The organism is Aeromonas sp. FDAARGOS 1407, from assembly GCF_019048725.1.
Taxonomy (GTDB): Bacteria; Pseudomonadota; Gammaproteobacteria; order Enterobacterales; family Aeromonadaceae; genus Aeromonas; species Aeromonas enteropelogenes.
The window spans coordinates 217531-241916 of record NZ_CP077399.1; the positions used below are offsets into that span (position 1 = coordinate 217531).

A 24386-nucleotide genomic window follows, 5' to 3' on the forward strand; every position below is an offset into this window, starting at 1 on the left:
TCTGAACCGGTTAACCACTACTGTAAAAAATCACACTAGCGGCCTTGCCCCATTCTCATCGCAACCGGCCATTGTTGTCCGGATCCGGCTCGCGTAGAGTCTGCCACGGGATCAAGACAGGGAGATTGCATGAAAGAGCTGGACTACAAATTGCTGCGGGCACTGGATGCGGTACTGCAGGAGCAGAATTTCGAACGGGCGGCCAGATCGCTGCACCTCACCCAGTCCGCCATCTCGCAGCGGATCAAGCAGCTGGAGCAGCAATTTGCCGAACCCCTGCTCATCCGTAGCCAGCCGCTGCAGGCCACCCCCCTCGGCCAGAAACTGCTGGCTCACTATCGCCAGGTGCACCAGCTCGAGATTGAACTGGCGGGCGAGTTGACCCCGGCCACGCCGCAAGGCCCCATCCGCATCAGCATTGCCGTCAACGCCGACAGCCTGGCTACCTGGTTCCTGCCCGCCATCGCCCCTTTGCTGGAGCAACACCCCATCGAACTCAATCTGCTGGTGGATGACGAGAGCCGCACCCTCGACAAGGTACGCGAGGGGCAGGCGTTTGGCGCCATCAGCCTGCAATCCCAGCCGCTGGCGGGCTGCTGCATTGACGAGCTGGGTGAGATGCACTACCTGCTCACCGCCAGCCCCGCTTTCGTCGCGCGCCACTTCCCCAATGGCCTGACCCGGGAAGCGCTGGCCAAGGCCCCTGCGGTGGCGTTCGATCAGCGCGACGACATGCACGTCAGCTTCATGCGCCGCCACTTCGGGCTGGAGCCCGGCGGCTATCCCTGCCATACGGTGCACTCGTCGGAGGCCTTCGTCGCCATGGCCGAGCAGGGGCTGGCCTGTTGCCTCATCCCGGAATTGCAGATCCGCCAGCATCTGGCCACGGGCAGCCTGGTCAATCTCAGCCCGGACCAGCGCCTGACAGAGCGACTCTACTGGCACCGCTGGGTACTGGAAAAAGGCATCCACAAACAACTCTCCCTGAGACTGATTGACTACGCCCGTTGCCAGCTGCAACCAAGCTGAAAAGGCCATTCACCTTGGCTTTGGAGGGCTAAAAACGTATAGTGCTGGGCGTTTCTTCATCAGGTCTCCACTCAGGTTCCTCACTTATGTTCCAAGACAATCCGCTGCTGGCCCAGCTCAAGCAACAAATCCGCGAAAACATCCCCAAGAAAGAGGGTGTTATCCGCGCCTCCGATAGGGGCTTCGGCTTTCTGGAAGTCGATGAGAAGACCAGCTATTTCGTGCCGCCGCCCTACATGAAGAAGGTGATGCACGGCGACCGGGTGACCGCCCTGATCCGTACCGAAAAAGAGAAAGAAGTGGCCGAGCCGGACGAGCTGCTGGAGCAATCCATCACCCGCTTCGTGGCCCGGGTCAAGATGTTCCGCGACCGCCTCAACGTGGTAGCCGACCATCCGCTCATCAAGGATGCCATCAAGGCCCGCGTCAAGAAGGGGCTGGACGAGAAAGAATTCAAGGAAGGGGACTGGGTAGTCGCCACCCTCAAGCGCCACGCTCTGGTTGACGGCAACTTCTCCGCCGAGATCACCCAGAAGATCGCCTCTCAGGAAGATCACAACGTGCCCTGGTGGGTGGTGCTGGCGCGCCACAACCTGGCCCAGGTCGAGCCGGCGGATCTGCCGGAGTGGAAGGTGATCGAAGAGGAAGAGCTGCCCCGCCGCGATCTGACCCAGGTGCCCTTCTTTACCATCGATGGCGCCAAGACCAAGGACATGGACGACGCCCTGGCCATCACCAAGCTGGACGACGGCTGGGAGCTGCTGGTCGCCATCGCCGACCCGACCGCCTACGTGGCCGAAGGCAGCGAGCTGGACAAAGAGGCCGCCCAGCGCGCCTTCACCGTCTATATGCCGGGCCGCAACGTGCCGATGATCCCGCGCACCCTCTCCGACGAGCTCTGCTCCCTGAAAGAGGGCGAGGAGCGCAACACCCTGTGCGCCCGCTTGCTCATCACCGAGGATGGCCTGCTGCTGGAGGAGACCGAGTTCTTCGCCGCCCGCATCTGCTCTCACGCCCGCCTCAACTATGACGACGTCTCCGACTGGGCCGAGCACGGCAAAGAACTGGATATCGACGCAGGCGTCCTGGCCCAGCTGCCGCTGATGAAGGCGATGACAGAGGCGCGCATCAAGTGGCGCACCGAGCACGCCCTGGTATTCCCGGATCGTCCCGACTACGACTTCGAACTGGGCGAAGATGGCGAGGTGCTGGCCATTCACGTCGAGCCACGCCGCATCGCCAACCGCATGGTGGAAGAGTCGATGATCGCCGCCAACATCTGCGCCGGCCGCGTGCTGGGCAAGACCGTCGGCTACGGCATCTTCAACGTCCACACCGGCTTTGACGAGGAGTCCCTCGACGGCGCCATCGACCTGCTGAAAAGCGCCGAGGCTCCGTTCGAGAAGGAAGAGATCGCCAGCCTGTCCGGCTTCTGCGCCCTGCGCCGCTGGATCGACGGCCTCGATACCCGCTGGCTGGACGGCAAGATCCGCCGTTTCCAGAGCTATGCCCTGATGTCCTCCGAGCCGGGTGCCCACTACGGCCTGGGTCTGGATGCCTACGCCACCTGGACGTCACCTATTCGCAAATACGGCGACATGGTCAACCATCGCCTGCTCAAAGCCGTCATCGCCGGCAAGACCCCGGGCGAGCGCCCGAGCCAGGAGCTCACCGAACATCTGACCGCCTGCCGCCGCCTGCACCGCATGGTGGAGCGCGACATCGGCGACTGGCTCTATGTGCGCTACCTCAAGGCTGCCGCCGGTACCGATCAGGTGTTCAACGCCGAGATCATCGACGTGATGCGTGCCGGCCTCAAGCTGCGCCTGCAGGAGAACGGTGCCGTGGTGTTCATGCCCGCCCGCCACATCCTGGACAACAAGGAGCGCCTTGAGTGCAACTGGGACAACGGCCGCGTCTATCTGGACAAGACCGAGGTAGTCTACGAGCTCGGCCAGATCATCGAGGTGAAGCTGACCGAGGCGGTGGAAGAGACCCGCTCCCTCATCGCCAAGCCGGCGGTGGAACTGGTGCCGGGTCCGGCGCCGGTCGCACCGGCAGCCGAAGCCGATGCAACCCCGGCCGAAGAAACGCCCAAGGCAGAGTAAACACCTGTCAACTTATAGAAAAAGCCCGCCATTGTGCGGGCTTTTTTATGTCCCTGATACCTGTTCTCCTCGTTCAGATCATGCTTTTCTCACCTGCTAACGACCCTGTCGCCCCCTTCAGGCAAATTGCGACCGCCTCCCAACCTTAAAGCAGCAGAATTTATGCGCACTGGCTCTCTTTTTTAATATTTCAATCAATATATTAGAGGGAGTGTATATATACTCGCTTGGGTACACCCAAAGGGACATTGGCATGCAAGAATGGGCACCTGAGCAGTTCACCAGCTTCGCGCAGCTCTGCGAGGCGAGTCTCGCGACCATCAGGGAGAAAACCGAGGCGGAGCGCCTCTATCTCTGGTTGCAGGCGCCGGAGCCCCTGCTTTACAGCTTTCATCCGGATCAGGGATTGCTAACTCTGGATCCGGCTCATCTGATGACGCTGCAGTTGCCGGATGAATTGATCTCCCGGGCCGTCGAGCACGGGCAGATGGTGGTGGAGCAGATCCAGCCGCAGAGCGATACCTGGGAATATGTGGAAACCGTACAGCCCAAGCTGCGCGTCTGCTTCCCCCTCAAGCGTCATCAGGAGCTGGATGGCGTCATCTATCTGGAAACCCGGCGCCGGCTCGATCGCCTCTCCCGTCATCAGCGCCAGGGGATCCAGCTGCTGACCCACTACCTGACTGCCGAGTTGAGCAACCATCTGCTGGCCTGGCAGATTGATCATGAACGGGATCAGCGCCGTCACACCCAGACCGACCTGGTGCAGAGCCAGGCGATGCAGCGCTCCTTCCTCCAGATGTTGCAGGCCCTGCACACGGTCGGCGTTACCCTCTCTCGCAGCCAGAGCGAGCACCAGCTGCTGCGTGAAGCCGTGGTGCTGGCCCGCGAGGAGCTGCAATTCGATCGGGTCGCCATCTTCCTCATCGAGCCCGATGGCAAGACCATGCGCGGCACCTGGGGCACAGATGAAGAGGGCAAATTGGTGGACGAGAGCGGCTTCATCAGCCCCATCCCTGATCATCCCACGGTACAGCAGGCGCTGCGCAGCAAGGACTATGTACTGGTGCTGGAGGATACCCCCCTCTACTATGAACGCCAGCAGGTGGGCCGCGGCTGGAACGCCATGGTCTCGCTGTGGGACGGCGCCACTCCCATCGGCTGGATTGCCGCCGACAACCTGCTGTGGCAACGGCCACTCAAGGCCTACCAGAGCGAGATCTTCAAGCAATACGCCGCCATGCTGTCGCAGTTGTTGATCCGCCAGCGCACCCAGGAGGAGCTGGAGAAACTCAACCGCCAGCTGGAGGCTCGGGTGGCCGAGCGCACCATGCAACTGGCCGAGACCAACCGGGCGCTGGAGGAGGCCAACCAGCGCCTCTCCCTGCTTTCCCTCGAAGATCCGCTCACCGGCATCGCCAACCGCCGCCAGTGGGACCTCACCATGCAACGGGAATGGGAGTGGGCCCGCCGTACCCAGAGTCTGCTGGCGGTGCTGATGATCGACGTGGATGACTTCAAGGCCTACAACGACCACTTCGGCCATGCCAAGGGGGATGAGTGCCTGCGACTGATCGCCAGCGTGCTCAGGGAAGCGGAGCGACGGCGTACCAACCTGGTGGCCCGTTATGGTGGCGAGGAGTTCGTGATCCTGTTGTGCGCCCCCCAACCGGGAGAGGCGGAGCAGCTGGCTGAACGGATCCATGATGGACTGGCCCAGCTAAAAGTGCCCCATCCAGGTTCCCGAGTTGCTGATTTCATTACAGTTAGCATAGGCTTTAGCTATCTGGTTCCCTCCCAGGACGGGGCATGGCAAACCCTGACCGAACAGGCAGACCAGGCGCTTTACCACGCCAAGTCGCAAGGGAGGGCTCGCACTCTGACCTATCGGTGATCCCATGCTGCTGCGCCGCTATCCCATCTTCAATCGCCGCCTGGCCCTGGTGGCCTACGGTATCGATTATCAGCTTGTCGACCCGGCCCAGTGGCCAGCATTGGCCCAGCATTGCCGCATGCTGGCCCAGGGGCGCCAATACCTGGTGCCTTTCAGCCACGAACAATTGGATGATCAACGTCCCCTGCTGTTCGATCAGGACACCATTCCCCTGGTGGAGGCCTCCAGCGAGCGCCTTCCGACCTCCTTTCCGGTGCTGGAACAGTGGCGTGACAGTCGTCGTCGGCTCGCCGTCCACGGTGCCCACCGGGATCCCCGCTGGCTCGGCGCCAGCCGGTTGCTGGTGTTCTGGATGGGAGAAGAGGGCATTTGCCAGCCCACTGAACACAAGCGGATGGCCCTCAATATCGATACCTGGCAGGATTTCCTTCCCCTCAGGGAGGCTGGAGTGGATTTCTTCGCCGGCGGTTTCCTCGCCCGCCCCGAGCTGGTGAACCAGCGGGCCACCCAGCCGGATATGGCGCTGGTGCAGCAAATTCTCCAGCTCATCTGCCACGAGGAGTTCTCCTTCAATCAGGTTGCCAAACTGCTGGAACAGGATGCCTACCTGCCCGGTCAGCTGCTCACCTATGTCAATGCGCCTGGCTTTGATCACGCCAGCCCTATCACCTCCGTCTCCCGCGCCCTCTCCTATCTGGGGGAGCAGGAGATCCGCAAATTCGTGCTGATCAACGGCCTGGCCCGGATCAGTCCGCACATGCCGGAGGCCTGCACCCGTATGGCCATCGCCCGTGGCCGCTTCTGCGAGCTGATCGCCCTGACCGCCCTTGGCAAATCGGAGGCCAGTTGGGCCTTTCTGGTGGGACTGGTGCTGGATGGTTCACTGCTGTCGGATGCCCTCAAGGCTCATCTGCCCAAGAACGTGAAGCGCGCCATCGAGCTGCGGGAGGGGCCGCTGTTTCACCTGTTCCAGCTGGTCACCACCTATGAACAGGGCAATTGGCCGTTGCTGGCCCAGCTGGCGCCTCGTTATCAGCTGGACCCGACCAGGCTGACACCCATCTATTTTCAGGCGCAAATGTGGGGGCAAGCGTTTCTCACCAGCTAGCCAATGGCGGGGAGGGGCAGCTCTGGCTAGAATGGGCTCCCTTTTTCCAGAGACAGACTCAGCACCATGACCCTTTCCGGATTCCAAGGCCTGGTCTTCGACCTTGATGGCACCCTGGTCGACTCCATGCCGCTCCACCTGGCCGCCTGGGAACACACTGCCCGTGAATTTGGCTTCCATTTCGATGCCGACTGGTTCTATGAACTGGGGGGCATGCCGAGCCGCAAGATTGCCCTGCTGGTGGCCGAAGAGCAGCAGATCCCACTCGATCCCGTTCAAGTTACTCGCTGCAAGACAGACCACTATGTGGCCAATCTGCATAAGGCGACCGTCTTCCCGGCCATGCAGGCCCTGATCGAGCGCCACCACGGCCTCATCCCGATGGGGATAGGCACGGGCTCCCCCCGCGTCAACGCCCAGGCGGTGCTGCGCAATACCGGTCTGGATCGCTATTTTGAGGTGGTGGTGACCGCCGACGACGTGGAGCTGCACAAACCCAATCCGGATACCTTCCTGCTGGTGGCCAGCAAGCTGGGGGTCGAGCCGTCAGGCTGTCTGGTGTTTGAAGATACCGGCATCGGCGTGCAGGCGGGTCAGGCCGCAGGCATGCAAACCTGTCTGGTCAGGGAAGGAAAACCGGTCGAGATGGTGGCGTGATCGGGCAAATATCTCGCCCGAAAGCAGACAGATGACGTTCGCTCTCATACGGGACATGAATGTAAATGAGAGCGAACGACCGCTGCCGTCAGACCCGGGAGGAATGATGGCAGAGGCGGGGCAAGGGATTATTCGTGGTTGCCGCCGCCCTGATTGTCGTCATAACGACCCGGAGCACCGTGCGGACGCGGCGCCATGGAGACCCGCGGCTTGCGTGCACGCTGGATATTCACCTGCGGACGACCGGTGTGCATGGCGATGGTGGAGATCTTGGCCTTGTAGACCAGCTGCTGGTTGCCATGGGCATCGGTCAGCAGCACGCTGTATTGATCGAAACCGCTGATGGTTCCTTCCAGCTTGATGCCACTCACCAGAAAAATCGCGACCTGGCTGCGGTTCTTGCGCAACCAGTTAAGGGCGGAATCTTGCCCGTTCCCAAGGGAGAAGGCTTGCTCAATCGTGGAGTAACTTGGGGATTCGGTTGTCATAAATTATTGTCCCGCGGAAAAAAGTGGCGTTTGATTGTGCTAAATGGCCAGTGGCTTGTCAAAGTCATTCGCATGCTCATCAACAATCGTGCTACACGGGGACTGGCCGCTGGCCGGCACAACTGCGATAATCGGCGGTCCTGGCTTCCTGACGAGCCTTATTCGAGGTTTTATTTTGCATCCGGCTTCACACCTACCTCGGACCTATGTCCACGATGCCACCGCCTGCGAAGAGTGTGACCTGCTGATCCCGGCCACCCCCCTCGCCGTGGGCCAGGCCAGTTGCTGCCCACGCTGCGGCCACACCCTGAGCCGCTACTTGCCGGATCAGGAGCTGCGCCCCATCGCCTACGGGTTTGCGGCGCTCATCATGTTCGTGCTCGCCAATGCTTTCACCTTCATGTCCTTCTCCAGCAAGGGAATTGGACAGGAGATGACGTTCATCCAGTGCATCTCCACCTTGGTGGACGAGGGTTACCTTTTCCTCGGCGCCGTGCTGAGCCTGACCCTGATCGGCCTACCGCTCATCTACATCGGTTCCATCATGCTGGTGCTGTGGCGGGTCGACAAGGATCTCCACAGCAAAGCACTGCGCTCCCTCGGTCGCCTGCTCTGCCAGATAAAGCCCTGGCTGATGGTGGATGTGTTTCTGGTAGGGGTGCTCATCTCCCTGGTCAAGCTGATGGGGATGGCCGACATCAAGATGGGGCTCTCCTTCTGGGCCTTCGTCGGTTACACGGTGCTGCTCGTCAAGATGATCTCGTCGCTGGACACCATGTGGCTATGGCAGCGGCTGCTCGGCCCGACCGATGCCTGCGGCGTCGATGAGACAACCGATGCCAGCGCCATGGAAAGCGGCCTGACGGGGTGCCATATCTGCGGCGCCCTGAGCAAGGCGGGCAGCCATCGCTGCGGCCGCTGCGGCGGGCACCTGCACGATCGCAAGCCGGGCGGGTTGAACCGCACCTGGGCCCTGCTCATTACCTCCAGCATTCTCTACATTCCCGCCAACATCTATCCCATCATGGATACGGTGTTTCTCGGGGATGACACCCCTTCCACCATTCTCGGGGGCGTGGTGCTACTGTGGGCAATGGGCTCCTACCCCATTGCCGCCGTCATCTTCTTTGCCAGCGTGGTGGTACCGCTGGTGAAGATACTGGCGCTGTTCTGGCTCTGCTACGCAGTGCAAAACGGCCACGCGGCCTCGCCGCTACGCAAGCTCAAGCTCTATCGCATGACGGAATTTGTCGGACGCTGGTCGATGATCGACGTCTTCGTGGTGGCCATTCTGGCGGGCCTGATCCGCCTCGATAATCTGATGACCATCTACCCCGGCCCCGCGGCCGTTGCCTTTGCAGGGGTGGTGCTGATCACCATGGTCGCGGCCATGAGCTTCGACTCCCGCCTGATCTGGGATTTACAACAAGGAGAACGCGAACGTGAGTGAGCGTAAAACAAGGTGGAAACCGGGCTCTGACTTTCTGAGCTCTGCCGCCGCAATCTGGATGGTGCCGCTGCTGGCGCTGTTCATCGGTCTCTGGATGCTGTTCCAGCACTGGTACTCCCAGGGCCCCAGCTTCACCCTGACGGTCGCCACTGCCGAAGGCATAGTGGCGGGCAAGACGGTGATCCGCTCCCGGGAGGTCGACGTCGGCCGCATCGAGACGGTCGAGCTGAGCGACGACTACAGCCATGCCGTATTGCGCGGCCGCCTCACCAACGCCGCCTCCGGCATGCTCAAGGGCGACAGCCAGTTCTGGGTGGTCAAGCCCAGGGTCGGCCGGGAAGGGGTATCGGGTCTCGGGACCCTGCTCTCCGGCGCCTATATCGAACTCCTGCCGGGCAAGAAGGGCAAGGCGCGGGACGAGTACGCCATGCTCGACAAGCCGCCGCTCGCTTCGCAGAGTGCCAAGGGGCTGCGCCTGATCCTCTCCAGCCGCGATGCCCGCGCGCTGGGAGAAGGTTCCCCCATCAACTATCAGGGGTTCACCATAGGCCAGGTGGAAGAAGCCACCTTCCTGCCCGAAAAGAGCGAGATGCAGTACCAGATCTTCATCAACGCTCCCTATGACATCCTGGTCAGCAGCAACTCCCGCTTCTGGCTGACCCCGGGGTTCGAGCTGTCCGTCAACAGCGAAGGGATGAAGGTGAAGATGGACTCGCTGGAGAGCCTGATCGACGGCGGCATCACCATGGGTCTGCCGCCCGGCTGGTCTCCTGGCGAGCCGGCCAAGCAGCGCGACGAGTTCACCCTGTTCCAGGATGAGGCGAGCGTGCTGGCCGGTAGCCTGGATCAGTTCATCGACTACGTCTTCCTGTTCGACGACAACGTGGCCGGCCTGCACCCGGGCGCGGCCGTGCAGTATCGCGGCATCCGGGTCGGTACCGTTATCTCTGCCCCCTATCTCATCGAGGAGAAGGGCGTACGCCTGTTCCAGGATCGCCAGATCCCGGTACTGGCCCGCATCGAGGTGCAGCGCCTCTCCCACCGCTACGCCAAGGCGGAGAGAGAGCAGTGGCGCGCCCTGTTCGGCAAGCAGTTCAAGGAAGGTCTCAGGGCCAGCCTCAAGACCTCCAGCCTGCTGACCGGCGGCAAGCTCATCGATCTCAACTTCTACCCGGATGCGCCCCGTTTCGAGCAGGCCAAGATCTCCGGCTATCAGGTCTTCCCGACCGTGCAGGCAGGGCTGGATCAGATCGAACGCAAGGTGAATCTGATCCTCGACAAGTTTGTCGACATGGACATGGCGACCACCCTCAGCAAGGTCAACAACTCCCTCTCCACCCTGGATGGGACCCTGAAGAACATCAGTGCGGTCAGTGCCAACCTGGACAAGCTGACCAGCAAAGAAGCGACCCAGCAACTACCGGCATCCCTGAACCAGAGCCTGAAACAGTTGCAGGAGACGCTGCAGGCCTATGACGGCCATTCACAGACCAACCAGGATCTGCGCCAGTCAGTACAGGCCCTCAATCAGTTGATGCGTGAACTGCAGCCGCTGGTGCACTCCCTGAACGAGCAACCCAGCTCGCTGATCTTCGATCGCGCCCAACCATCGGACCCTGAGCCCAAGCGAGGAACACAATGAAAAAACAGATCCTGACGCTGGCCCTGCTCGGCCTGCTGGCCGGTTGCAGCGCCAGTCAGCCCAGCCTGCATTACTACTCGCTTGACGCCAGCCAGCCGTCATCCGGCACGGCCCCGGCCACTCCGCAGCACCAGCTGGTGCTACGACCCATCACCCTGGCCAGCCAGCTCGACCGGATCAGCATGGTCTATCAGCTGGAGGGGCAGGAGTTGCACTTCACCGAGTACCACCGCTGGGCGGGCTCGCTGGATGATCAGCTCAACCAGGTGACCATGAACGGCCTCTCGGCCCGGTTGCCCGGTTGGGTGATACGGCAGGATGGCGCCCGCAAGGGGCCCGTGCTGAGCATAGTGGTGGAGCGCTTTCAGGGGCGCTACGACGGGCACGCCGTGCTGAGCGGCCGCTGGCGTCTGCTGGCGGAAGACGGCACCGTACTGCGCGACGCCCCCTTCCGTCAGGAACGGGTACTGCCCGCCGACGGCTACAATACGCTGGTCGGCGAACTGGGTCAGGGCTGGCAGCAGTTGCTCGATCAGATCGCCACCGAGGTGCGCCTGAGCGCGGGTTAATCCCCTCACGCAGTGCGGCAGATATAAAAAAACGACTCCAAATGGAGTCGTTTTTTTATGGCCGGCGGGTCGGGCAACCTCGCCACCTGCGTCTGTGTGACCCTGATCAGCCCTTGGCGGGCAGGCTCAGGCGAGCAACGGCTTCGACGTGCATGGAGTGAGGGAACATGTCCACCGGCTGCACCTCGTCCAGCACGAAGCCCTGCTTGACCAGCCAGGCGAGATCGCGAGCCAGGGTCTGCGGGTTGCAGGAGACATAGACCAGCCGGCGCGGCGCCATGGCCACCAAGGTCTGCAATACCGCCTTGTCACAGCCCTTGCGCGGCGGATCCATCACCACCACATCGGCGCTCACCCCCTGGGCGTGCAGTTCGGGCATCAGCTGCTCGGCCTTGCCGACGTGGAACTCGGTGTGCTCGATGCCGTTGAGGGCCGCATTTCGGCGGGCATCCTCGATGGCGCTCGCCACCGACTCGATCCCCACCACCTTGGCGGCCTTGCCGGCCAGGAACAGGGAGATGGTGCCGATACCACAGTAGATGTCGAACACCGTCTCGTTGCCGGTCAGCTCGCTGTACTCCAGCGCCTTGGAGTAGAGCACATCGGTCTGGCTCGGGTTGTTCTGGAAGAAGGAGAGCGGCGAGATCTCGAAGTCGAGCGCGTGGATCTTGTCGCGGATCACCCCGCTGCCCAGCAGCACCCGGTTTTTATCCCCCAGGATGCGGTTGGTGCGCGCTTCGTTGATGTTCTGCACCAGGGTGGTGATCGGTAGATCCTGCAGGGCTGCCAGTAGCTCGGCCTCAAACGGTAGTTCCTCATCCAGAGTCACCAGCACCACCATCAGCTCGCCGCTCTTGAAACCCTTGCGGGTCATCAGATTACGCACGCAGCCGGTATGGGCCACTTCGTCATAGGCGGCGATGTCATGCTCACGCATCCAGCTGCGCACCCGGGCGTTGAGCTCGACGTGGAGCGAGTCCTGCACCGCACAGTCGTCGGCGGTGATGAGGTCGTGGGAGTGCTTGCGATAAAAACCGATCTCGGCGCCGGCCTCACAGCCGCGCACCGCGTACTGCGCCTTGTTACGATAGGCGAACGGCGTCTCCATGCCGAGGATGGGATTGACTTTGGTCTCACCCAGCCCGACCTGTTCCAGTGCACTCTGCACCAGACTCTGCTTGAGCTTGAGCTGGGCCGGATAGGTCAGCGGGCGCACCTGGCAGCCACCGCATTCGGTGTTGGGGCAGAAGTCGGCGACCCGATCGGCGGAGGGCTGGAGCAGCTCGGCCACCTTGCCGTGCAGGTAGTTGGGCTTGACCTCGGTGAGCGTGACCAACGCCTGCTCACCTGGCAGCAGACCCTCGACGAAGAGAGGGCGGTCGAACAGGCGTCCCTTGCCGTCTCCTTTGTCGGTCAGTTCCAGGATCTCGATCTGGTGTTGATGTCCCACTAGCGGCATGAGCGGCTCCAAAAGTACAAAAAATAAGGGGGGACGGGAGTGGCATAGCCCTGCCCGTCGAGAAAAGGTGGCAGAGTTTAGCGAAGATCCGGCCAAATTGCAGGCATAAAAAACCTGCTTGTCGTGATGTTATCCCCCATGAGTCCGCGCTGGCTCGCCGTCCCTTTGGCCATTGCGGCAAATTTAGCCCTTGGGCCGCAACGCTGCGCCTGTTAAAATTCCGCCCTTGAATTTATCCAGGGCCCCGCGCCCGTTTAGCTAAGGTCTACCGCGATGCGTACCAGCCAATATCTGCTTTCCACTCTCAAGGAAACCCCGTCCGATGCGGAAATCGTCAGCCACCAGCTGATGCTGCGCGCCGGCATGATCCGTAAACTCGCCTCCGGCATGTACGCCTGGCTGCCGACCGGTCTGCGGGTCCTGAAGAAGATCGAGAACATTGTCCGCGAAGAGATGAACAATGCGGGTGCCGTCGAGGTCTCCATGCCGGTGGTGCAACCGGCGGAGCTGTGGCAGGAATCCGGCCGCTGGGACGACTATGGCCCCGAGCTGTGCCGTCTGACCGACCGCCACAATCGTCCCTTCGTGTTGGGCCCGACCCACGAAGAGGTGATCACCGCCCTGGTCCGTTATGAAGTAAACAGCTACAAGCAGCTGCCGCTGAACCTCTACCAGATCCAGACCAAGTTCCGTGACGAAGTACGCCCCCGTTTCGGCGTGATGCGCGGCCGCGAGTTCCTGATGAAGGACGCCTACTCCTTCCACATCGACAAGGCCTCCCTAGTCGAGACCTACGAGAAGATGCACGCAGCCTACTGCAAGGCCTTCACCCGCATGGGTCTGAACTTCCGTCCGGTGCAGGCCGATACCGGCTCCATCGGTGGTACCGGTTCTCACGAATTTCAGGTGCTGGCCGAGAGCGGTGAAGATCTGATCGCCTTCTCCGACAGCTCCGATTACGCCGCCAATATCGAGATGGCCGAGGCGCTGGCCCCGGCGGGCGAGCGCCCGGCTGCGACCAAAGAGCTGACCAAGGTCGCCACCCCGAACGTTCACACCATCGACGAAGTCGCCGCCTTCCTGAGCGTGGCCCCGAGCGCCGTCGCCAAAACCCTGCTGGTGCTGGGCGAGGCGGACGAGCACGGCAACCAGGCGGTCATCGCCCTGGTGCTGCGTGGCGACCACGAACTGAACGAAATCAAAGCCGAGAAGCTGCCGGGTGTCGCCAATCCGCTGGCCTTCGCCAATGACGAGCAGATCAAGGCCGCCGCCGGTTGCGACGCGGGCTCCATCGGCCCGGTTAGCTTTGCCGGTCGCATCATCGTCGATCGCAGCGCCGCCCACCTGGCGGACTTCGTCTGTGGCGCCAACGAGACCGGCTTCCACCTGACCGGTGCCAACTGGGATCGCGACATCGCCTCTTACGAAGTTGCCGACCTGCGCAACGTGGTGGAAGGCGACCCGAGCCCGTGCGGCCAGGGCAAGCTGCTGCTCAAGCGCGGCATCGAAGTGGGCCACATCTTCCAGCTCGGCACCAAGTACTCCGAAGCCATGAAGGCGAGCGTGCTGAACGAGGGCGGCAAGTCCGTCACCATGGAGATGGGTTGCTACGGCATCGGTGTCTCCCGTCTGGTGGCTGCTGCCATCGAGCAGAACAACGACCAGTACGGCATCATCTGGCCGGACGCCATCGCCCCGTTCGAAGTGGCCATCGTGCCGATGAACATGCACAAGTCAGTGCGCGTGGCCGAGCTGGCCGAGCAGTTCTACGCCGAACTGAAAGCCGCCGGTGTGGACGTGCTGTTTGACGACCGTAAAGAGCGCCCGGGCGTGATGTTCGCCGACATGGAGCTGCTGGGCGTGCCCCACGCCATCGTCATCGGCGAGCGCGGCATGGACAACGGCGTGGTGGAGTACAAGTGCCGCCGCACCGGCGAGAAGCAGGAAGTGGCCATCAGCGACATCGTCGCCATGATCAAGGCCAAGCTGGGCCGTTAATCGCCCCGCAGCCCGAGATAAAAAAAGCGCGCCAGATGGCGCGCTTTTTGTTTGTCTGACTATCTGTTGGCAAAACAGCAGGAAAAGCCGGCCCTACTCGTTGCGACCGATAAAGAGATCGGTGACGTGGCAACTGCTTCTGGCTTCCAGCGCATCCAGCATGTAGACCGCCGCGTCTTCCGGGGTCATGAAACGGCTCGGATCCACGTGATCCGAGTTGTCCCAGAATTCGCTGCGGATCCCGCTCGGATAGAGGTTCACCAGCCGCAGGGGCGAGCCCTTGAGCTCGGCCCGCAGAGACTCCAGAAAGCCCCGCATGCCCCATTTGGAGGCACAATAGAGGCTCTCGTTAGCCTTGCCCACCTGAGCGGCGGAGGAGAGCACATTAGCCAGCACCCCGCCCTTCTCGCCGATGAGCCGCACCGTCTGCTGGGCCACCAGTATGGTGGAGACCAGGTTGCTCTCCACCACCCTGCGTACCTGCTCGGCGGTGTAGACGCCGACCGGACCGAACTCGCCCACCCCGGCGCAGTGGATCACCAGGTCGGGCAGACCTCCCCACTCCACCGCGGCGGTAAAGGCCATCTCCACCTCTTCGTGGTGAGAGAGGTCGGCGGCGATGCCGATCACCGCCTTGCCGAGCAACTGTTCCTGCTCCTGCAGTTTCTGATAACGGCGCCCCATCATGGCGACCTGATGGCCCCGGCCAACCAGCCCGATGGTCAATGCCCGGCCGAGCCCGGAGCCCGCCCCTGTCACTATGATGTGCCCCATTATCTCTCCTCTCCCTGCCTTGCTAGATACCTGCCAGCACCATGACGTGAGACATCATCATGCCGACTTCCGTCAGATTAGAAAGTGAATTCGCCGCCCATGAACCAGCCATCGATGCGCTGATCGACGCCGTCGAAGTCAACCTTGGCCTCGCGCCAGCCGGCACGCAGCTTGACCGGTACGGAGGAGAACTTGTAGGCACCGCCCAGACGGTAGTCCAGGTTGTCCGAATCCTTGGAACGCACGTCGCCGAAGAAGGAGACGCCGGTACCCGGGATCCGTACTTCGGTGCCGGCATAGGCCATCAGCATGTCTTCGTCATAGCCTTTGCGGCTGAAGTACATCTGCTCACCGTCGTAGTGACGACCGGTCAGGCCCAGATCGATCTGGAACAGATCGTTGTTGAACAGACGGTAGTAGAGGCTGAGATCGTAAGCGGTCAGATCGTTCTTGAAGTTGCCGCCCGAGCTGCTCAAATCGGAGATCTCGAACTTGGCGTTCGGCAGCAGGATGATGCCGTGTTCAAGTTGCAGGTAGCCGCTCCAGTTGTAGTTGTCGTCATAACCGCCATCGGCACTTCTGCCGTATGCCTGGCCGCTGCCCTGGGCAGACCATACGTCGGTACCGGCGGCAAAACGCCAGTCATCGGCAGCCATGGCAGCCTGGCTGCACAGCGCCAGAACAACACCGGCAATCAGTGTCTTTTTCATCACGTCACTTCCTCTTGCATGGATGGAAAGGGCACTATTTTACTCCGCGCAGCCAAAATACCCAGCGAGAATCCTGAACAAACGACGACAAATGTCAGTGCTTCATGTGCTGCATCTCGCCCATCGGCTCGATCGGCTTCACCGGCAGCGACAACGCCAGCTGCTGGCCATCATCCAGGGTGAGGGTGAGCGGCATGGGGGTCTGCTCGGAGAGGGTGCCGATCTCGAACAGCATGATGTGCAGACTGCCCGGCTTCAGTACCACTTCCCCCTTGGCCGGGATCTCGATGCTCTCGACCTGGCGCATCTTCATGACCCCGTTCTCGTGCAGATGGGTATGCAGCTCGGCGCGGTCCGCGGCAGGAGAGGAAGCAGCCACCAGTTTGACCGCCTGATCGGCATCGTTCTTGAGTACCATGAAGGCCGCCGTATTCGGCGTACCGGGGGGCAACAGGCGCACATAACCGTCGACCGCCTCCACCTTGGCCAGGGCGGGAGCCGTCATCCCGAGCAGCAGCAGAGAATAAAACGCACGTTTAAACATGGTTGAAATCCTTTTATGATGTTGTTAAACGAGGCAAAGGTTACTCCAACAGAAACCTTTTATGCACCCTTCAATAACAAGGATTTAGACATGGCGCCCATTCTCATTGCCGAGCAGCAGGACGGCTTGCTCACGCTGACCCTCAACCGCCCTGACAAACGCAATGCCCTCAACACCGAACTTTACTGCCAACTGGTGAGCGAGTTGCAACAGGCCGCAGCCGATGAGGGAGTACATGTGTTGCTGTTGCAGGGTCAGGCGGAGTGCTTCACCGCCGGCAACGATCTGGCCGATTTTGTCGGCAAGAGCAGTCTGGAGCCGGACGATCCCATACTGCAGTTCCTCCACACCCTGGCCGATTTTCCCAAACCGGTGATCGCCGCCGTGGGGGGCCCGGCCGTCGGCATCGGCACCACCATACTGCTGCACTGCGATCTGGTCTATCTGGGGGAGAATGCCCGCCTGCAGCTGCCTTTTGTCGAGCTGGGGCTGGTGCCGGAGTTTGCCTCCAGCCTGCTACTGCCCCGCGCCGTCGGCCATCTGAAGGCCGCCGAGCTGTTGCTGCTGGCCGAATCCATGGATGCTCATGAAGCACTGCGCCTCGGCCTTGCCAACCGGGTGGTGGCCAGCGCGGATCTGCTGGCATTTGCCCGCGAACAGGGGCTGAAGCTGGCCGCCAAACCGCCCAGGGCAGTGCAAAAGAGCAAGGCGCTGCTCAAGCAGGAGCTCAGGCAGGCGGTCCACTTCGTCATCGATCTGGAGGCGCGCGCCTTCGCCCAGGCCCTGCAGGGGGAAGAGGCGCAGCAACGCATCGCCGCCAGGCTCGGTCGCAAGGGCTAGCCCGTTGCCACCATAGCGCGCCGGTCAGTTGAGGCGAAAGCGTCCGATCAACTCGCAGCCCTGCACCTTGTCCTGCAACTGGATAAGCCTGGCAATCTCGGGGTTGGGGTGGCGCTTGAGAAACCCGAGCAGGGCCGCGCGGCAGCAACCCAGTTCGCTTATCAGCGACTCGCACTCCCGGTTAGGGCATTGCGGCACCAGCGCCGTCACCAGCTCGGAGGCGAGCTTGAGGTAACGCAGCTCGTAGGCGGGTTCATCCATGGCGCGCCAGAAATCCGCCAGACGATGGCAGGTCGCAACCCGCATGGAGGCCAGCATCTCGAGATCCGGCTCTTCCTGCGTCATCTCTATCGGCGCCGAGATGGTGCCAAGGGCCTGTTGATAGAGGCAGACTGCAGAGCCCAGCGCCCCCTGGCTCAGGGAGTGCTCAGCTTCCATCATGTAGCGCTGCCAGTGTGTCTGGGCCTGATCCGGCCCGTCTTGTGCCTGTGTCATGGGAGGGCTCCTTCCTCTGGGTGGAGTCCTTCATGATGCCTAATTGAGAATGAATATCAAGCCGACAGACTGTGCAGGATCTCGGCGCCTGTTGCGCCGGTCACACTCTTTCACCGGCGCCATCCTCTCTCCTCCGGACGCAGGTTAAGATGTGGCCAACCAAGGAAGGGAATGATGAACAATGGAAGTCGGGGCCTGCTGATTGGCCTCTGGATCACGCTGATGGTGGTGCTCGCCTTCATGGCCCGCCAATGGGGACTGGAGAGCCTGCGCCAGCAGGCCCAGCTCGACAATGAGCGGCTGGCGGGCCAGCTGTTGGTGGAGCTAGACAAGTATCGCCGCCTGCCCGCCCTCATCGCCACCCGCAGTGAACTACAGCAGGCGCTTTTGCGAGCGCTCTCCCCCACTAGGCTCAACCCCCTGCTGGAGCAGCAAAACGAGATCCTGGGCACGGACGCCATCTACCTCATGACCGCTCAAGGGGACGTCATCGCCGCCAGCAACTGGCGCCAGCAGGACAGCTTTGTCGGTGACAACTACCGCTTTCGCCCCTATTTCCAGCAGGCGATGCAGGGGCGGGCCGGCAGCTATTTCGCCCTCGGCCAGCGTTCCGGGCGGCGGGGTTACTACTTCTCCTATCCGGTGCAGGAGGGGGATCACCGCCTCGGCGTGGTCGTGGTCAAGGTGGCCCTCTCCCTCATTGAGGAGCGCTGGGACAGCCGCGATGACTTCGACTACCTGCTGACCGACGAATACGGCGTGGTCTTTTTCTCCTCCAGGGCAGAGTGGCTCTACCGTCCCCTGGTCAGATTGAACGATACGACCCGCGCCACCCTGAGCGATGAGCGCAAGTATGGCGACAAGCTGGGGGATCCCCTGAGCGATCAGCCCACCCTGGGGCTGCTGCGCAGCCAGGATGAGTGGCGCTGGGGGCAGGGTTACCTCTTCACCGGCACCGCCATGCCCAGCGCCGGCTGGCATCTCTATACCCTCAAGCCCCTGCACGGCCTGCTGCCCATCATGGCCAAGGCACTGGCCAGCTTCGCCCTCGTCTCTCTGCTGGTGCTGATGATCTGGCTCTACTGGCGTCAGGAGCTGCTCGGCCGGGCCCGTCTCGCCCGCCTCAACAACCAGCTGGAGCACAAGGTCAGCGAGCGGACTTTGGCCCTCTCCACCAGCAACCAGGAGCTGGTGGCCACCATCGACAAGTATCGCCAGACCCAGCGCGAACTGGTGGATACCCAGGAGCAGCTGGTACAGGCCGCCAAGCTGGCCCTGCTGGGAGAGATGTCGGCCGGCATCAACCATGAGCTCAACCAGCCGCTGGCCGCCATGCGCGCCTATGGCGAGAATGCGCTGCAGCTGCTCGACAAGGGACGCCTCGACAGCTGCCGCGACAACCTGCTGCAGATCAACAGCCTCAATCATCACATGAGCGAGCTGGTCGCCCGTTTCAAGGTGTTCGCCCGCAAGGGGGAGCAGACCTTGCAGGCGGTGACGCTGCAGCCGGTGATCCACGCCAGCCTGGCGCTGCTGCACAGCCAGATGATCAAGCAGGGCCTGCTGATCGAAACCCGGTTGCCGGCAGAGCCCCTCTATGTGCAGGCCGATGCGGTGCAGCTCGAGCAGGTGCTGGTCAACCTGCTGCACAACGCGCTGCAGGCCTGCGCCACCAGCTCCCCTCCCCGGGTCTGGCTCACCCTCGAACGGGTTGATGATCGGGCGGTGATCGAAGTCAGTGACAACGGCCCGGGCCTCCCGGTCGAGGCGAGCCGGCTGTTTGCCCCCTTCTACACCACCAAATCCCAGGGGCTCGGGCTTGGGCTCACCATTTCGCTGCGCATCGTCACCGCCTTTGGCGGCCAGCTGGAGGCGACCAACAGCCCGGCCCACGGCGGCGCCTGCTTCACCATCACTCTGCCCGCCGTCGACCCCAGCCTGCGCAGCGAGCCAGGATCCCCAGCCTTTACCTCTTCAGGAGAGAGCCATGACCCAGATAATGCTGATCGATGATGAACATCACCTGCGCCTCTCTCTCGGCCAGACCCTGGAGCTGGCCGACTGGCAGGTCACCACCTTCGCCAGCGCCGAGCAGGCCCTGCCCCATATCGGTGCCCAGTGGCCCGGTATCATCATCAGCGACATCAACATGCCCGGCATGAACGGCATCGACCTGCTGCGGGAGATCATGGGGCGCGACTCCGAGCTGCCGGTGATCCTGCTCACCGGCCACGGCGACATCTCTACCGCGGTGCAGGCCATGCGCCTGGGGGCCTACGACTTCATCGAGAAACCGTTTAGCACCGAGCAGCTGCTGGAGGTGGTGCGCCGGGCCTGCGACAAGCGGCGCCTGGTGCTGGAGAACCGGGAGCTGCGCAGCGAGCTGGAGGCCCAGAGCGGCCCCGGTCCCAGGCTGCTCGGCACCCATCCGGCCATCAAGCGGCTGCGCCAGATCCTCACCCATATCAAGGATGCCCCCGCCGATGTGCTGATCATGGGCGAGACCGGCAGTGGCAAGGAGCTGGTCGCCCGCTTCCTGCACGATCACTCGGTGCGCGCGGCCGAACCCTTCGTCGCCATCAACTGCGGGGCCGTGCCGGAAACCATGATGGAGAGCGAGCTGTTCGGCCACGAGGCAGGAGCCTTTACCGGCGCCCAGAAACGCCGGGTGGGCAAGATAGCCTGGGCCAACAAGGGCACCCTCTTCCTCGACGAGATAGAGAGCATGCCGATGGCGCTGCAGATCAAGCTGCTGCGGGTGCTGGAGGACAGGGAGGTCGAGCCGCTCGGCACCAACCAGAAGATAGCGCTCGACATCCGGGTGTTGACCGCCAGCAAGGTCGAGCTCAAGACCCTGGTCGAGCAGGGCAGCTTTCGCGCCGACCTCTACTACCGGCTCAACGTGGTGCGGGTGGATATCCCCCCATTGCGGGATCGCAAGGAGGATGTGCCCCTGCTGTTCGAGAATTTCCTGCGGGTGGCCGCCACCCGCTACCAGCTGGCGCCGCCGCGGCTCGGTGCCGAGCAGCGCGCCTGGCTGCTGGCCCACGACTGGCCGGGCAACGTGCGTGAGCTGCGCAACCTGGCGGAGCGCTGCGTGCTGATGGGCGAAGAGGGCGCCTTTGCCGATCTCACCCTGGGGCGGGAGGCGCTGACCCTGGCCGAGCAGGTAGACCGGTTCGAGCGCATCCTGCTGACCGACACCCTGAGCCAGCACAGGGGGCGACTGAAAGAGGTGCAGGAGGCCCTCGGTCTGCCACGCAAGATCCTCTATGACAAGATGCGCAAGTACGGCCTCGACAAGCAGGACTACAAGTTCGACGACGGGGGCGAGTGAGCCTGGGCAGGCTCGGCTCCTCCTCCCCCGGCTGACCCGGTTAACCTTGCCGCCATGGGCGGCATTCCCCCCGCCTGCCCGACCCCATGGGGGGATTTCCCCCCATTTTTGACCCGCACCGTCTTCCCCTGCCTGGCGCCAGCGCCCGTTGTTAATGGTTTGTTTCAAAAATAAGGAAGATGGCACACAAGTTGCCTTGCTATGGGTGATTTACCTGAACCCACTCAAGGATGACAACAATGACACTCAAGCTCCGCGCCCTGACCGCCGCCTTTACCCTGGCCCTCGGCCTCTCCTCCGCCTTTGCTGCCCCCGTCGAACTCAAGTTCTCCCACGTGGTGGCAGAGAACACCCCCAAGGGGCAGATGGCCATCCACTTCAAGCAGCTGGTGGATGAGCGCCTGAAAGGCCAGGTCGAGGTCAAGGTCTACCCCAACTCCCAGCTGTTTGGTGACGGCAAGGAGCTGGAGGCCATGATGCTCGGGGATGTGCAGATGATTGCCCCCTCCCTCTCCAAGTTCCAGAAGTTCACCGATCAGCTGCAGATCTTCGATCTCCCCTTCCTGTTCGATGACATGGCGGCGGTGGATCGCTTCCAGCAGGGCAAGGAGGGGCAGGCCATGCTGGGTTCCCTCGAGAAATACGGCCTGATTGGTCTGGGCTACCTGCACAACGGCATGAAACAGCTCTCCGCCAGCCAGCCCCTCAAGACCCCGGCCGATGCCAAGGGCAAGAAATTCCGCATCCAGACCTCGGATGTGCTGGCCGCCCAGTTCGAAGCGATCAATGCCGTGCCGGTGAAGAAGCCCTTCGCCGAGGTATTCACCCTGCTGCAGACCAAGGCCATCGACGGGCAGGAGAACACCTGGTCCAACATCTACTCCCAGAAGTTCTTCGAGGTGCAGCCCTACATCACGGAGACCAACCACGGGGTGCTGGATTACCTCATCGTCACCAATGCGGATTTCTGGAACGGCCTGCCGGAGCAGGTTCGCAACGAGCTCAAGCGCGCGCTGGATGAGTCGGTCGCCTTCGGCAACGAGATCGCGGCCGCCAAGGACAGTGAAGACAAGGCCGCCATCTTTGCCTCCGGCAAGAGCCAGCTGGTGACCCTGACCGACGCCGAGCGCAACCAGTGGGTCGAGTCGATGAAACCGGTCTGGAAGCAGTTCGAAGGCACCATAGGCAAGGAGCTGATCGACGCAGCCGTCGCCGCCAATCAACCCTAAGCCGTCAGGATGAGCCCGCCGCGAGGCGGGCCTACTCACAGGGATAGTCCAATGAAAAAACTCATGCATCAGCTGGAAGAGGCCATCATAGGCCTGCTCCTGGTCAGCACGGCCCTGCTGGTCTTCCTCGAAGTGGTGATGCGCTTCTTCTTCGATACCGGTCTGCTCTGGGCCCAGGAGCTGACCCTGAACCTCTGTGCCTGGATGGTGCTGTTCGGCGCCTCATGGGGGGTGCGAGTCGGGGCCCACATCGGCGTGGACGCCTTCATCAAGATCCTGCCAGGAGTCTGGCAGCAACGCCTCACCCTGCTGGCGGTGGCGCTCTGCCTTATCTACTGCGCCCTCTACTTCTATGGCGCCTGGGTCTATCTGAGCAAGCTCAAGATGATCGGCATCGAGATGGAGGATCTGCCCATCCCCCGCTGGCAAGCCATGAGCATACTGCCGATCGGGCTGGCCCTGCTGTTCCTGCGCTTCCTCAACGTGGGCATCATGGTGTGGCGTGGCCAGATGAGCGGCTTTGCCCTGGCCGATGAGGCCAAAGAGAGCATGCACCTTATCGACAACGACCCGAATCAGAAGGCATAACCATCATGGCGACCCTGACCCTGTTTACCCTGCTGATCGGCGCCATGCTGCTCGGCATGCCCATTGCGGTGGCGCTCGGCCTCTCCAGCGTCACCACTATACTGCTCTTTTCCAACGACTCCCTGGCCTCCCTGGCGCTCAAGCTGTTCGAGGCCACCTCGGAGCACTACACCCTGCTCGCCATCCCCTTCTTCGTGCTGTCGTCGGCCTTCCTGTCGACCGGAGGGGTGGCGAAGCGGATCATCCACTTCGCCATGGATTCGGTCGGCCATATTCGCGGCGGTCTCGCCATGGCCTCGGTCATGGCGTGCATGCTGTTTGCCGCCGTGTGCGGCTCCAGCCCGGCCACGGTGGCAGCTATCGGCAGCATCGTCATCGCCGGCATGGTGCGTTCCGGCTATCCCCGCGCCTTTGCCGCCGGCGTTATCGCCAACGCGGGCACCCTGGGGATCCTGATCCCCCCCTCCATCGTCATGCTGGTCTACGCCGCCGCTACCGAGGTCTCCGCCTCGCGCATGTTCATGGCCGGTTTCCTGCCGGGACTACTGATGGGGGTCTGCATCATGGTGGTCATCTATGTGGTGGCCCGCATCAAGGGACTACCGAGCCAGCCCTTCCCCGGCGTGCTGACCCTGCTGGCCAGCGGTGGCAAGGCGCTCGGCGGCCTGTTCCTGATCATCCTGGTACTGGGCTCCATCTATGGCGGCATCGCCAGCCCGACCGAGGCGGCAGCCGTCGCCGCCGTCTACGCCTTCTTCATCGCAGTGTATGGCTATCGCGACATCGGGCCCCTCAAGGGGATCCCCTGGCGCCACGAGGGGGAGTCCATCTCAGCCGCCGCACTGCGCAACCTCTGGCTGCTACCCCTCTCCATGATCAAATCCCCCTTCAACGGCGAGGTGGGTCATGTGGTACGGGATGCCGCCAAGGTGAGCATCATGCTGCTGTTCATCATCAGCAACGCCATGCTGTTCGCCCACGTACTCACTTCTGAGCGTATCCCCCACGCCATTGCCGAGACGATCGTGACCTGGGGCCTGCCGGCCTGGGGCTTCCTGATCGTGGTCAACATACTGCTACTGTTGGCGGGCAACTTCATGGAGCCCTCCGCCATCGTGCTGATCATGGCACCCATCCTGTTCCCCATCGCCATGCAGCTGGGCATAGACCCGATCCACCTGGGGATCATCATGGTGGTCAACATGGAGATAGGCATGCTGACCCCGCCGGTCGGTCTCAATCTGTTCGTGACCGCCGGGATCACCGGCCAGAGCATGGGTTGGGTGATCCGGGCCTGCCTGCCCTGGGTCGGCTTCCTGCTGCTGTTCCTGATGCTGATCACCTATGTGCCGCAGGTGTCGATGTTCCTGCCCGAATACCTCGACGGCAAGAGCCTGCCCAGCAGCCCCTGAGACGGGTGAGGCAAAAGATGTGCATACAAAGAAGGCGACACAAGGGTCGCCTTCT

General features: G+C 62.3%; 21 protein-coding genes. 15 read left to right on the plus strand and 6 right to left on the minus strand.

All coding sequences use genetic code 11. The annotated features are described in order from the left end of the window. Positions 1–129 precede the first annotated feature (129 nt). From I6L37_RS01080 to I6L37_RS01100, 5 genes are all read left to right on the plus strand, one after another. On the plus strand, positions 130–1029 hold the full coding sequence (locus I6L37_RS01080) for a LysR family transcriptional regulator ArgP (protein ID WP_216993062.1): 900 nt from the start codon (positions 130–132) through the stop codon (positions 1027–1029). Between the two features lie 86 nt (positions 1030–1115). Next, positions 1116–3137 (plus strand): exoribonuclease II, encoded by a 2022-nt coding sequence (locus I6L37_RS01085; protein WP_216993063.1) that lies wholly within the window; start codon positions 1116–1118, stop codon positions 3135–3137. A gap of 253 nt (positions 3138–3390) precedes the next feature. Then, positions 3391–5031: a sensor domain-containing diguanylate cyclase gene (locus I6L37_RS01090; RefSeq protein WP_216993064.1), complete on the plus strand. Its 1641-nt coding sequence runs from the start codon at positions 3391–3393 to the stop codon at positions 5029–5031. 4 nt (positions 5032–5035) lie between these two features. Continuing rightward, positions 5036–6139 carry an EAL and HDOD domain-containing protein gene (locus I6L37_RS01095; RefSeq protein WP_042070392.1) on the plus strand — a complete coding sequence of 368 codons (1104 nt, stop codon included), beginning with the start codon at positions 5036–5038 and terminating at the stop codon, positions 6137–6139. 66 nt (positions 6140–6205) lie between these two features. Next, positions 6206–6796, plus strand: coding sequence for an HAD family phosphatase (locus tag I6L37_RS01100; protein WP_061476425.1), 591 nt, complete (start codon positions 6206–6208; stop codon positions 6794–6796). A 128-nt stretch (positions 6797–6924) separates the two neighbouring features. On the opposite strand, the gene hfq is transcribed toward I6L37_RS01100, so the two are convergent. Further along, on the minus strand, positions 6925–7284 hold the full coding sequence (gene hfq, locus I6L37_RS01105; RefSeq protein WP_026457968.1) for an RNA chaperone Hfq: 360 nt from the start codon (positions 7282–7284) through the stop codon (positions 6925–6927). A 175-nt stretch (positions 7285–7459) separates the two neighbouring features. Here hfq and I6L37_RS01110 point away from each other — a divergent pair, with 175 nt between their 5' ends. The 3 genes from I6L37_RS01110 to I6L37_RS01120 are packed head-to-tail and all read left to right on the plus strand — an operon-like array spanning position 7460 to position 10945. After that, positions 7460–8734 (plus strand): PqiA/YebS family transporter subunit, encoded by a 1275-nt coding sequence (locus I6L37_RS01110; RefSeq protein ID WP_216993065.1) that lies wholly within the window; start codon positions 7460–7462, stop codon positions 8732–8734. Further along, entirely contained in the window at positions 8727–10376 is a 1650-nt protein-coding gene (pqiB, locus tag I6L37_RS01115; protein WP_216993066.1) for an intermembrane transport protein PqiB, read from the plus strand. The genes I6L37_RS01110 and pqiB overlap by 8 nt, the downstream gene beginning before the upstream one ends. Continuing rightward, positions 10373–10945, plus strand: coding sequence for a membrane integrity-associated transporter subunit PqiC (locus tag I6L37_RS01120; protein WP_216993067.1), 573 nt, complete (start codon positions 10373–10375; stop codon positions 10943–10945). The genes pqiB and I6L37_RS01120 overlap by 4 nt, the downstream gene beginning before the upstream one ends. A 106-nt stretch (positions 10946–11051) precedes the next feature. On the opposite strand, the gene rlmD is transcribed toward I6L37_RS01120, so the two are convergent. Beyond that, a complete protein-coding gene (gene rlmD / locus I6L37_RS01125) occupies positions 11052–12404 on the minus strand; it encodes a 23S rRNA (uracil(1939)-C(5))-methyltransferase RlmD (RefSeq protein ID WP_216993068.1) in 1353 nt (450 codons plus the stop codon). 273 nt (positions 12405–12677) lie between these two features. Between rlmD and I6L37_RS01130 the strand changes: the two genes are divergently transcribed. Beyond that, the gene (locus I6L37_RS01130; RefSeq protein WP_201941836.1) at positions 12678–14402 is read left to right on the plus strand and encodes a proline--tRNA ligase; all 1725 of its coding nucleotides are present in this window, start codon (positions 12678–12680) and stop codon (positions 14400–14402) included. A gap of 93 nt (positions 14403–14495) precedes the next feature. Here I6L37_RS01130 and I6L37_RS01135 read toward each other — a convergent pair whose 3' ends face one another. The 3 genes from I6L37_RS01135 to I6L37_RS01145 form a co-directional block, all read right to left on the minus strand. Then, a complete protein-coding gene (locus tag I6L37_RS01135) occupies positions 14496–15176 on the minus strand; it encodes an SDR family oxidoreductase (RefSeq protein WP_216993069.1) in 681 nt (226 codons plus the stop codon). A 77-nt stretch (positions 15177–15253) separates the two neighbouring features. Next, complete coding sequence (locus I6L37_RS01140) at positions 15254–15886, minus strand: TIGR04219 family outer membrane beta-barrel protein (protein ID WP_216993070.1); 633 nt, start codon at positions 15884–15886, stop codon at positions 15254–15256. Between the two features lie 94 nt (positions 15887–15980). Then, positions 15981–16430, minus strand: coding sequence for a copper chaperone PCu(A)C (locus I6L37_RS01145; RefSeq protein WP_216993071.1), 450 nt, complete (start codon positions 16428–16430; stop codon positions 15981–15983). Positions 16431–16520: 90 nt separating this feature from the next. Between I6L37_RS01145 and I6L37_RS01150 the strand changes: the two genes are divergently transcribed. Beyond that, positions 16521–17270 (plus strand): enoyl-CoA hydratase-related protein, encoded by a 750-nt coding sequence (locus I6L37_RS01150; RefSeq protein WP_216993072.1) that lies wholly within the window; start codon positions 16521–16523, stop codon positions 17268–17270. Between the two features lie 24 nt (positions 17271–17294). On the opposite strand, the gene I6L37_RS01155 is transcribed toward I6L37_RS01150, so the two are convergent. Continuing rightward, positions 17295–17765: a DUF2753 family protein gene (locus I6L37_RS01155; RefSeq protein WP_042070405.1), complete on the minus strand. Its 471-nt coding sequence runs from the start codon at positions 17763–17765 to the stop codon at positions 17295–17297. A 171-nt stretch (positions 17766–17936) separates the two neighbouring features. On the opposite strand from I6L37_RS01155, the gene I6L37_RS01160 reads away from it, so the two are divergent. The 5 genes from I6L37_RS01160 to I6L37_RS01180 all read left to right on the plus strand — a co-directional run bounded on the left by I6L37_RS01160 (position 17937) and on the right by I6L37_RS01180 (position 24331). Next, positions 17937–19778, plus strand: coding sequence for an ATP-binding protein (locus I6L37_RS01160; protein ID WP_216993073.1), 1842 nt, complete (start codon positions 17937–17939; stop codon positions 19776–19778). After that, complete coding sequence (locus I6L37_RS01165) at positions 19753–21102, plus strand: sigma-54 dependent transcriptional regulator (RefSeq protein ID WP_216993074.1); 1350 nt, start codon at positions 19753–19755, stop codon at positions 21100–21102. The genes I6L37_RS01160 and I6L37_RS01165 overlap by 26 nt, the downstream gene beginning before the upstream one ends. A gap of 239 nt (positions 21103–21341) precedes the next feature. Then, on the plus strand, positions 21342–22331 hold the full coding sequence (locus I6L37_RS01170) for a TRAP transporter substrate-binding protein (RefSeq protein ID WP_156130480.1): 990 nt from the start codon (positions 21342–21344) through the stop codon (positions 22329–22331). A gap of 51 nt (positions 22332–22382) precedes the next feature. Next, positions 22383–22919, plus strand: a complete 537-nt coding sequence (locus I6L37_RS01175; RefSeq protein WP_216993075.1) for a TRAP transporter small permease — start codon at positions 22383–22385, stop codon at positions 22917–22919. A 5-nt stretch (positions 22920–22924) separates the two neighbouring features. Further along, positions 22925–24331: a TRAP transporter large permease gene (locus tag I6L37_RS01180; protein ID WP_061476436.1), complete on the plus strand. Its 1407-nt coding sequence runs from the start codon at positions 22925–22927 to the stop codon at positions 24329–24331. Positions 24332–24386: the final 55 nt, after the last annotated feature.

Excerpts from the sequence above, each read along its gene's own strand:
- I6L37_RS01080 (WP_216993062.1), top strand. The coding sequence starts at position 130 with ATGAAAGAGCTGGACTACAAATTGCTGCGGGCACTGGATGCGGTACTG.
- I6L37_RS01085 (WP_216993063.1), top strand. The coding sequence starts at position 1,116 with ATGTTCCAAGACAATCCGCTGCTGGCCCAGCTCAAGCAACAAATCCGC.
- I6L37_RS01090 (WP_216993064.1), top strand. The coding sequence starts at position 3,391 with ATGCAAGAATGGGCACCTGAGCAGTTCACCAGCTTCGCGCAGCTCTGC.
- I6L37_RS01095 (WP_042070392.1), top strand. The coding sequence starts at position 5,036 with ATGCTGCTGCGCCGCTATCCCATCTTCAATCGCCGCCTGGCCCTGGTG.
- I6L37_RS01100 (WP_061476425.1), top strand. The coding sequence starts at position 6,206 with ATGACCCTTTCCGGATTCCAAGGCCTGGTCTTCGACCTTGATGGCACC.
- hfq (WP_026457968.1), bottom strand. The coding sequence starts at position 7,284 with ATGACAACCGAATCCCCAAGTTACTCCACGATTGAGCAAGCCTTCTCC.
- I6L37_RS01120 (WP_216993067.1), top strand. The coding sequence starts at position 10,373 with ATGAAAAAACAGATCCTGACGCTGGCCCTGCTCGGCCTGCTGGCCGGT.
- rlmD (WP_216993068.1), bottom strand. The coding sequence starts at position 12,404 with ATGCCGCTAGTGGGACATCAACACCAGATCGAGATCCTGGAACTGACC.
- I6L37_RS01130 (WP_201941836.1), top strand. The coding sequence starts at position 12,678 with ATGCGTACCAGCCAATATCTGCTTTCCACTCTCAAGGAAACCCCGTCC.
- I6L37_RS01135 (WP_216993069.1), bottom strand. The coding sequence starts at position 15,176 with ATGGGGCACATCATAGTGACAGGGGCGGGCTCCGGGCTCGGCCGGGCA.
- I6L37_RS01140 (WP_216993070.1), bottom strand. The coding sequence starts at position 15,886 with ATGAAAAAGACACTGATTGCCGGTGTTGTTCTGGCGCTGTGCAGCCAG.
- I6L37_RS01145 (WP_216993071.1), bottom strand. The coding sequence starts at position 16,430 with ATGTTTAAACGTGCGTTTTATTCTCTGCTGCTGCTCGGGATGACGGCT.
- I6L37_RS01150 (WP_216993072.1), top strand. The coding sequence starts at position 16,521 with ATGGCGCCCATTCTCATTGCCGAGCAGCAGGACGGCTTGCTCACGCTG.
- I6L37_RS01155 (WP_042070405.1), bottom strand. The coding sequence starts at position 17,765 with ATGACACAGGCACAAGACGGGCCGGATCAGGCCCAGACACACTGGCAG.
- I6L37_RS01160 (WP_216993073.1), top strand. The coding sequence starts at position 17,937 with ATGATGAACAATGGAAGTCGGGGCCTGCTGATTGGCCTCTGGATCACG.
- I6L37_RS01165 (WP_216993074.1), top strand. The coding sequence starts at position 19,753 with ATGACCCAGATAATGCTGATCGATGATGAACATCACCTGCGCCTCTCT.
- I6L37_RS01170 (WP_156130480.1), top strand. The coding sequence starts at position 21,342 with ATGACACTCAAGCTCCGCGCCCTGACCGCCGCCTTTACCCTGGCCCTC.
- I6L37_RS01175 (WP_216993075.1), top strand. The coding sequence starts at position 22,383 with ATGAAAAAACTCATGCATCAGCTGGAAGAGGCCATCATAGGCCTGCTC.
- I6L37_RS01180 (WP_061476436.1), top strand. The coding sequence starts at position 22,925 with ATGGCGACCCTGACCCTGTTTACCCTGCTGATCGGCGCCATGCTGCTC.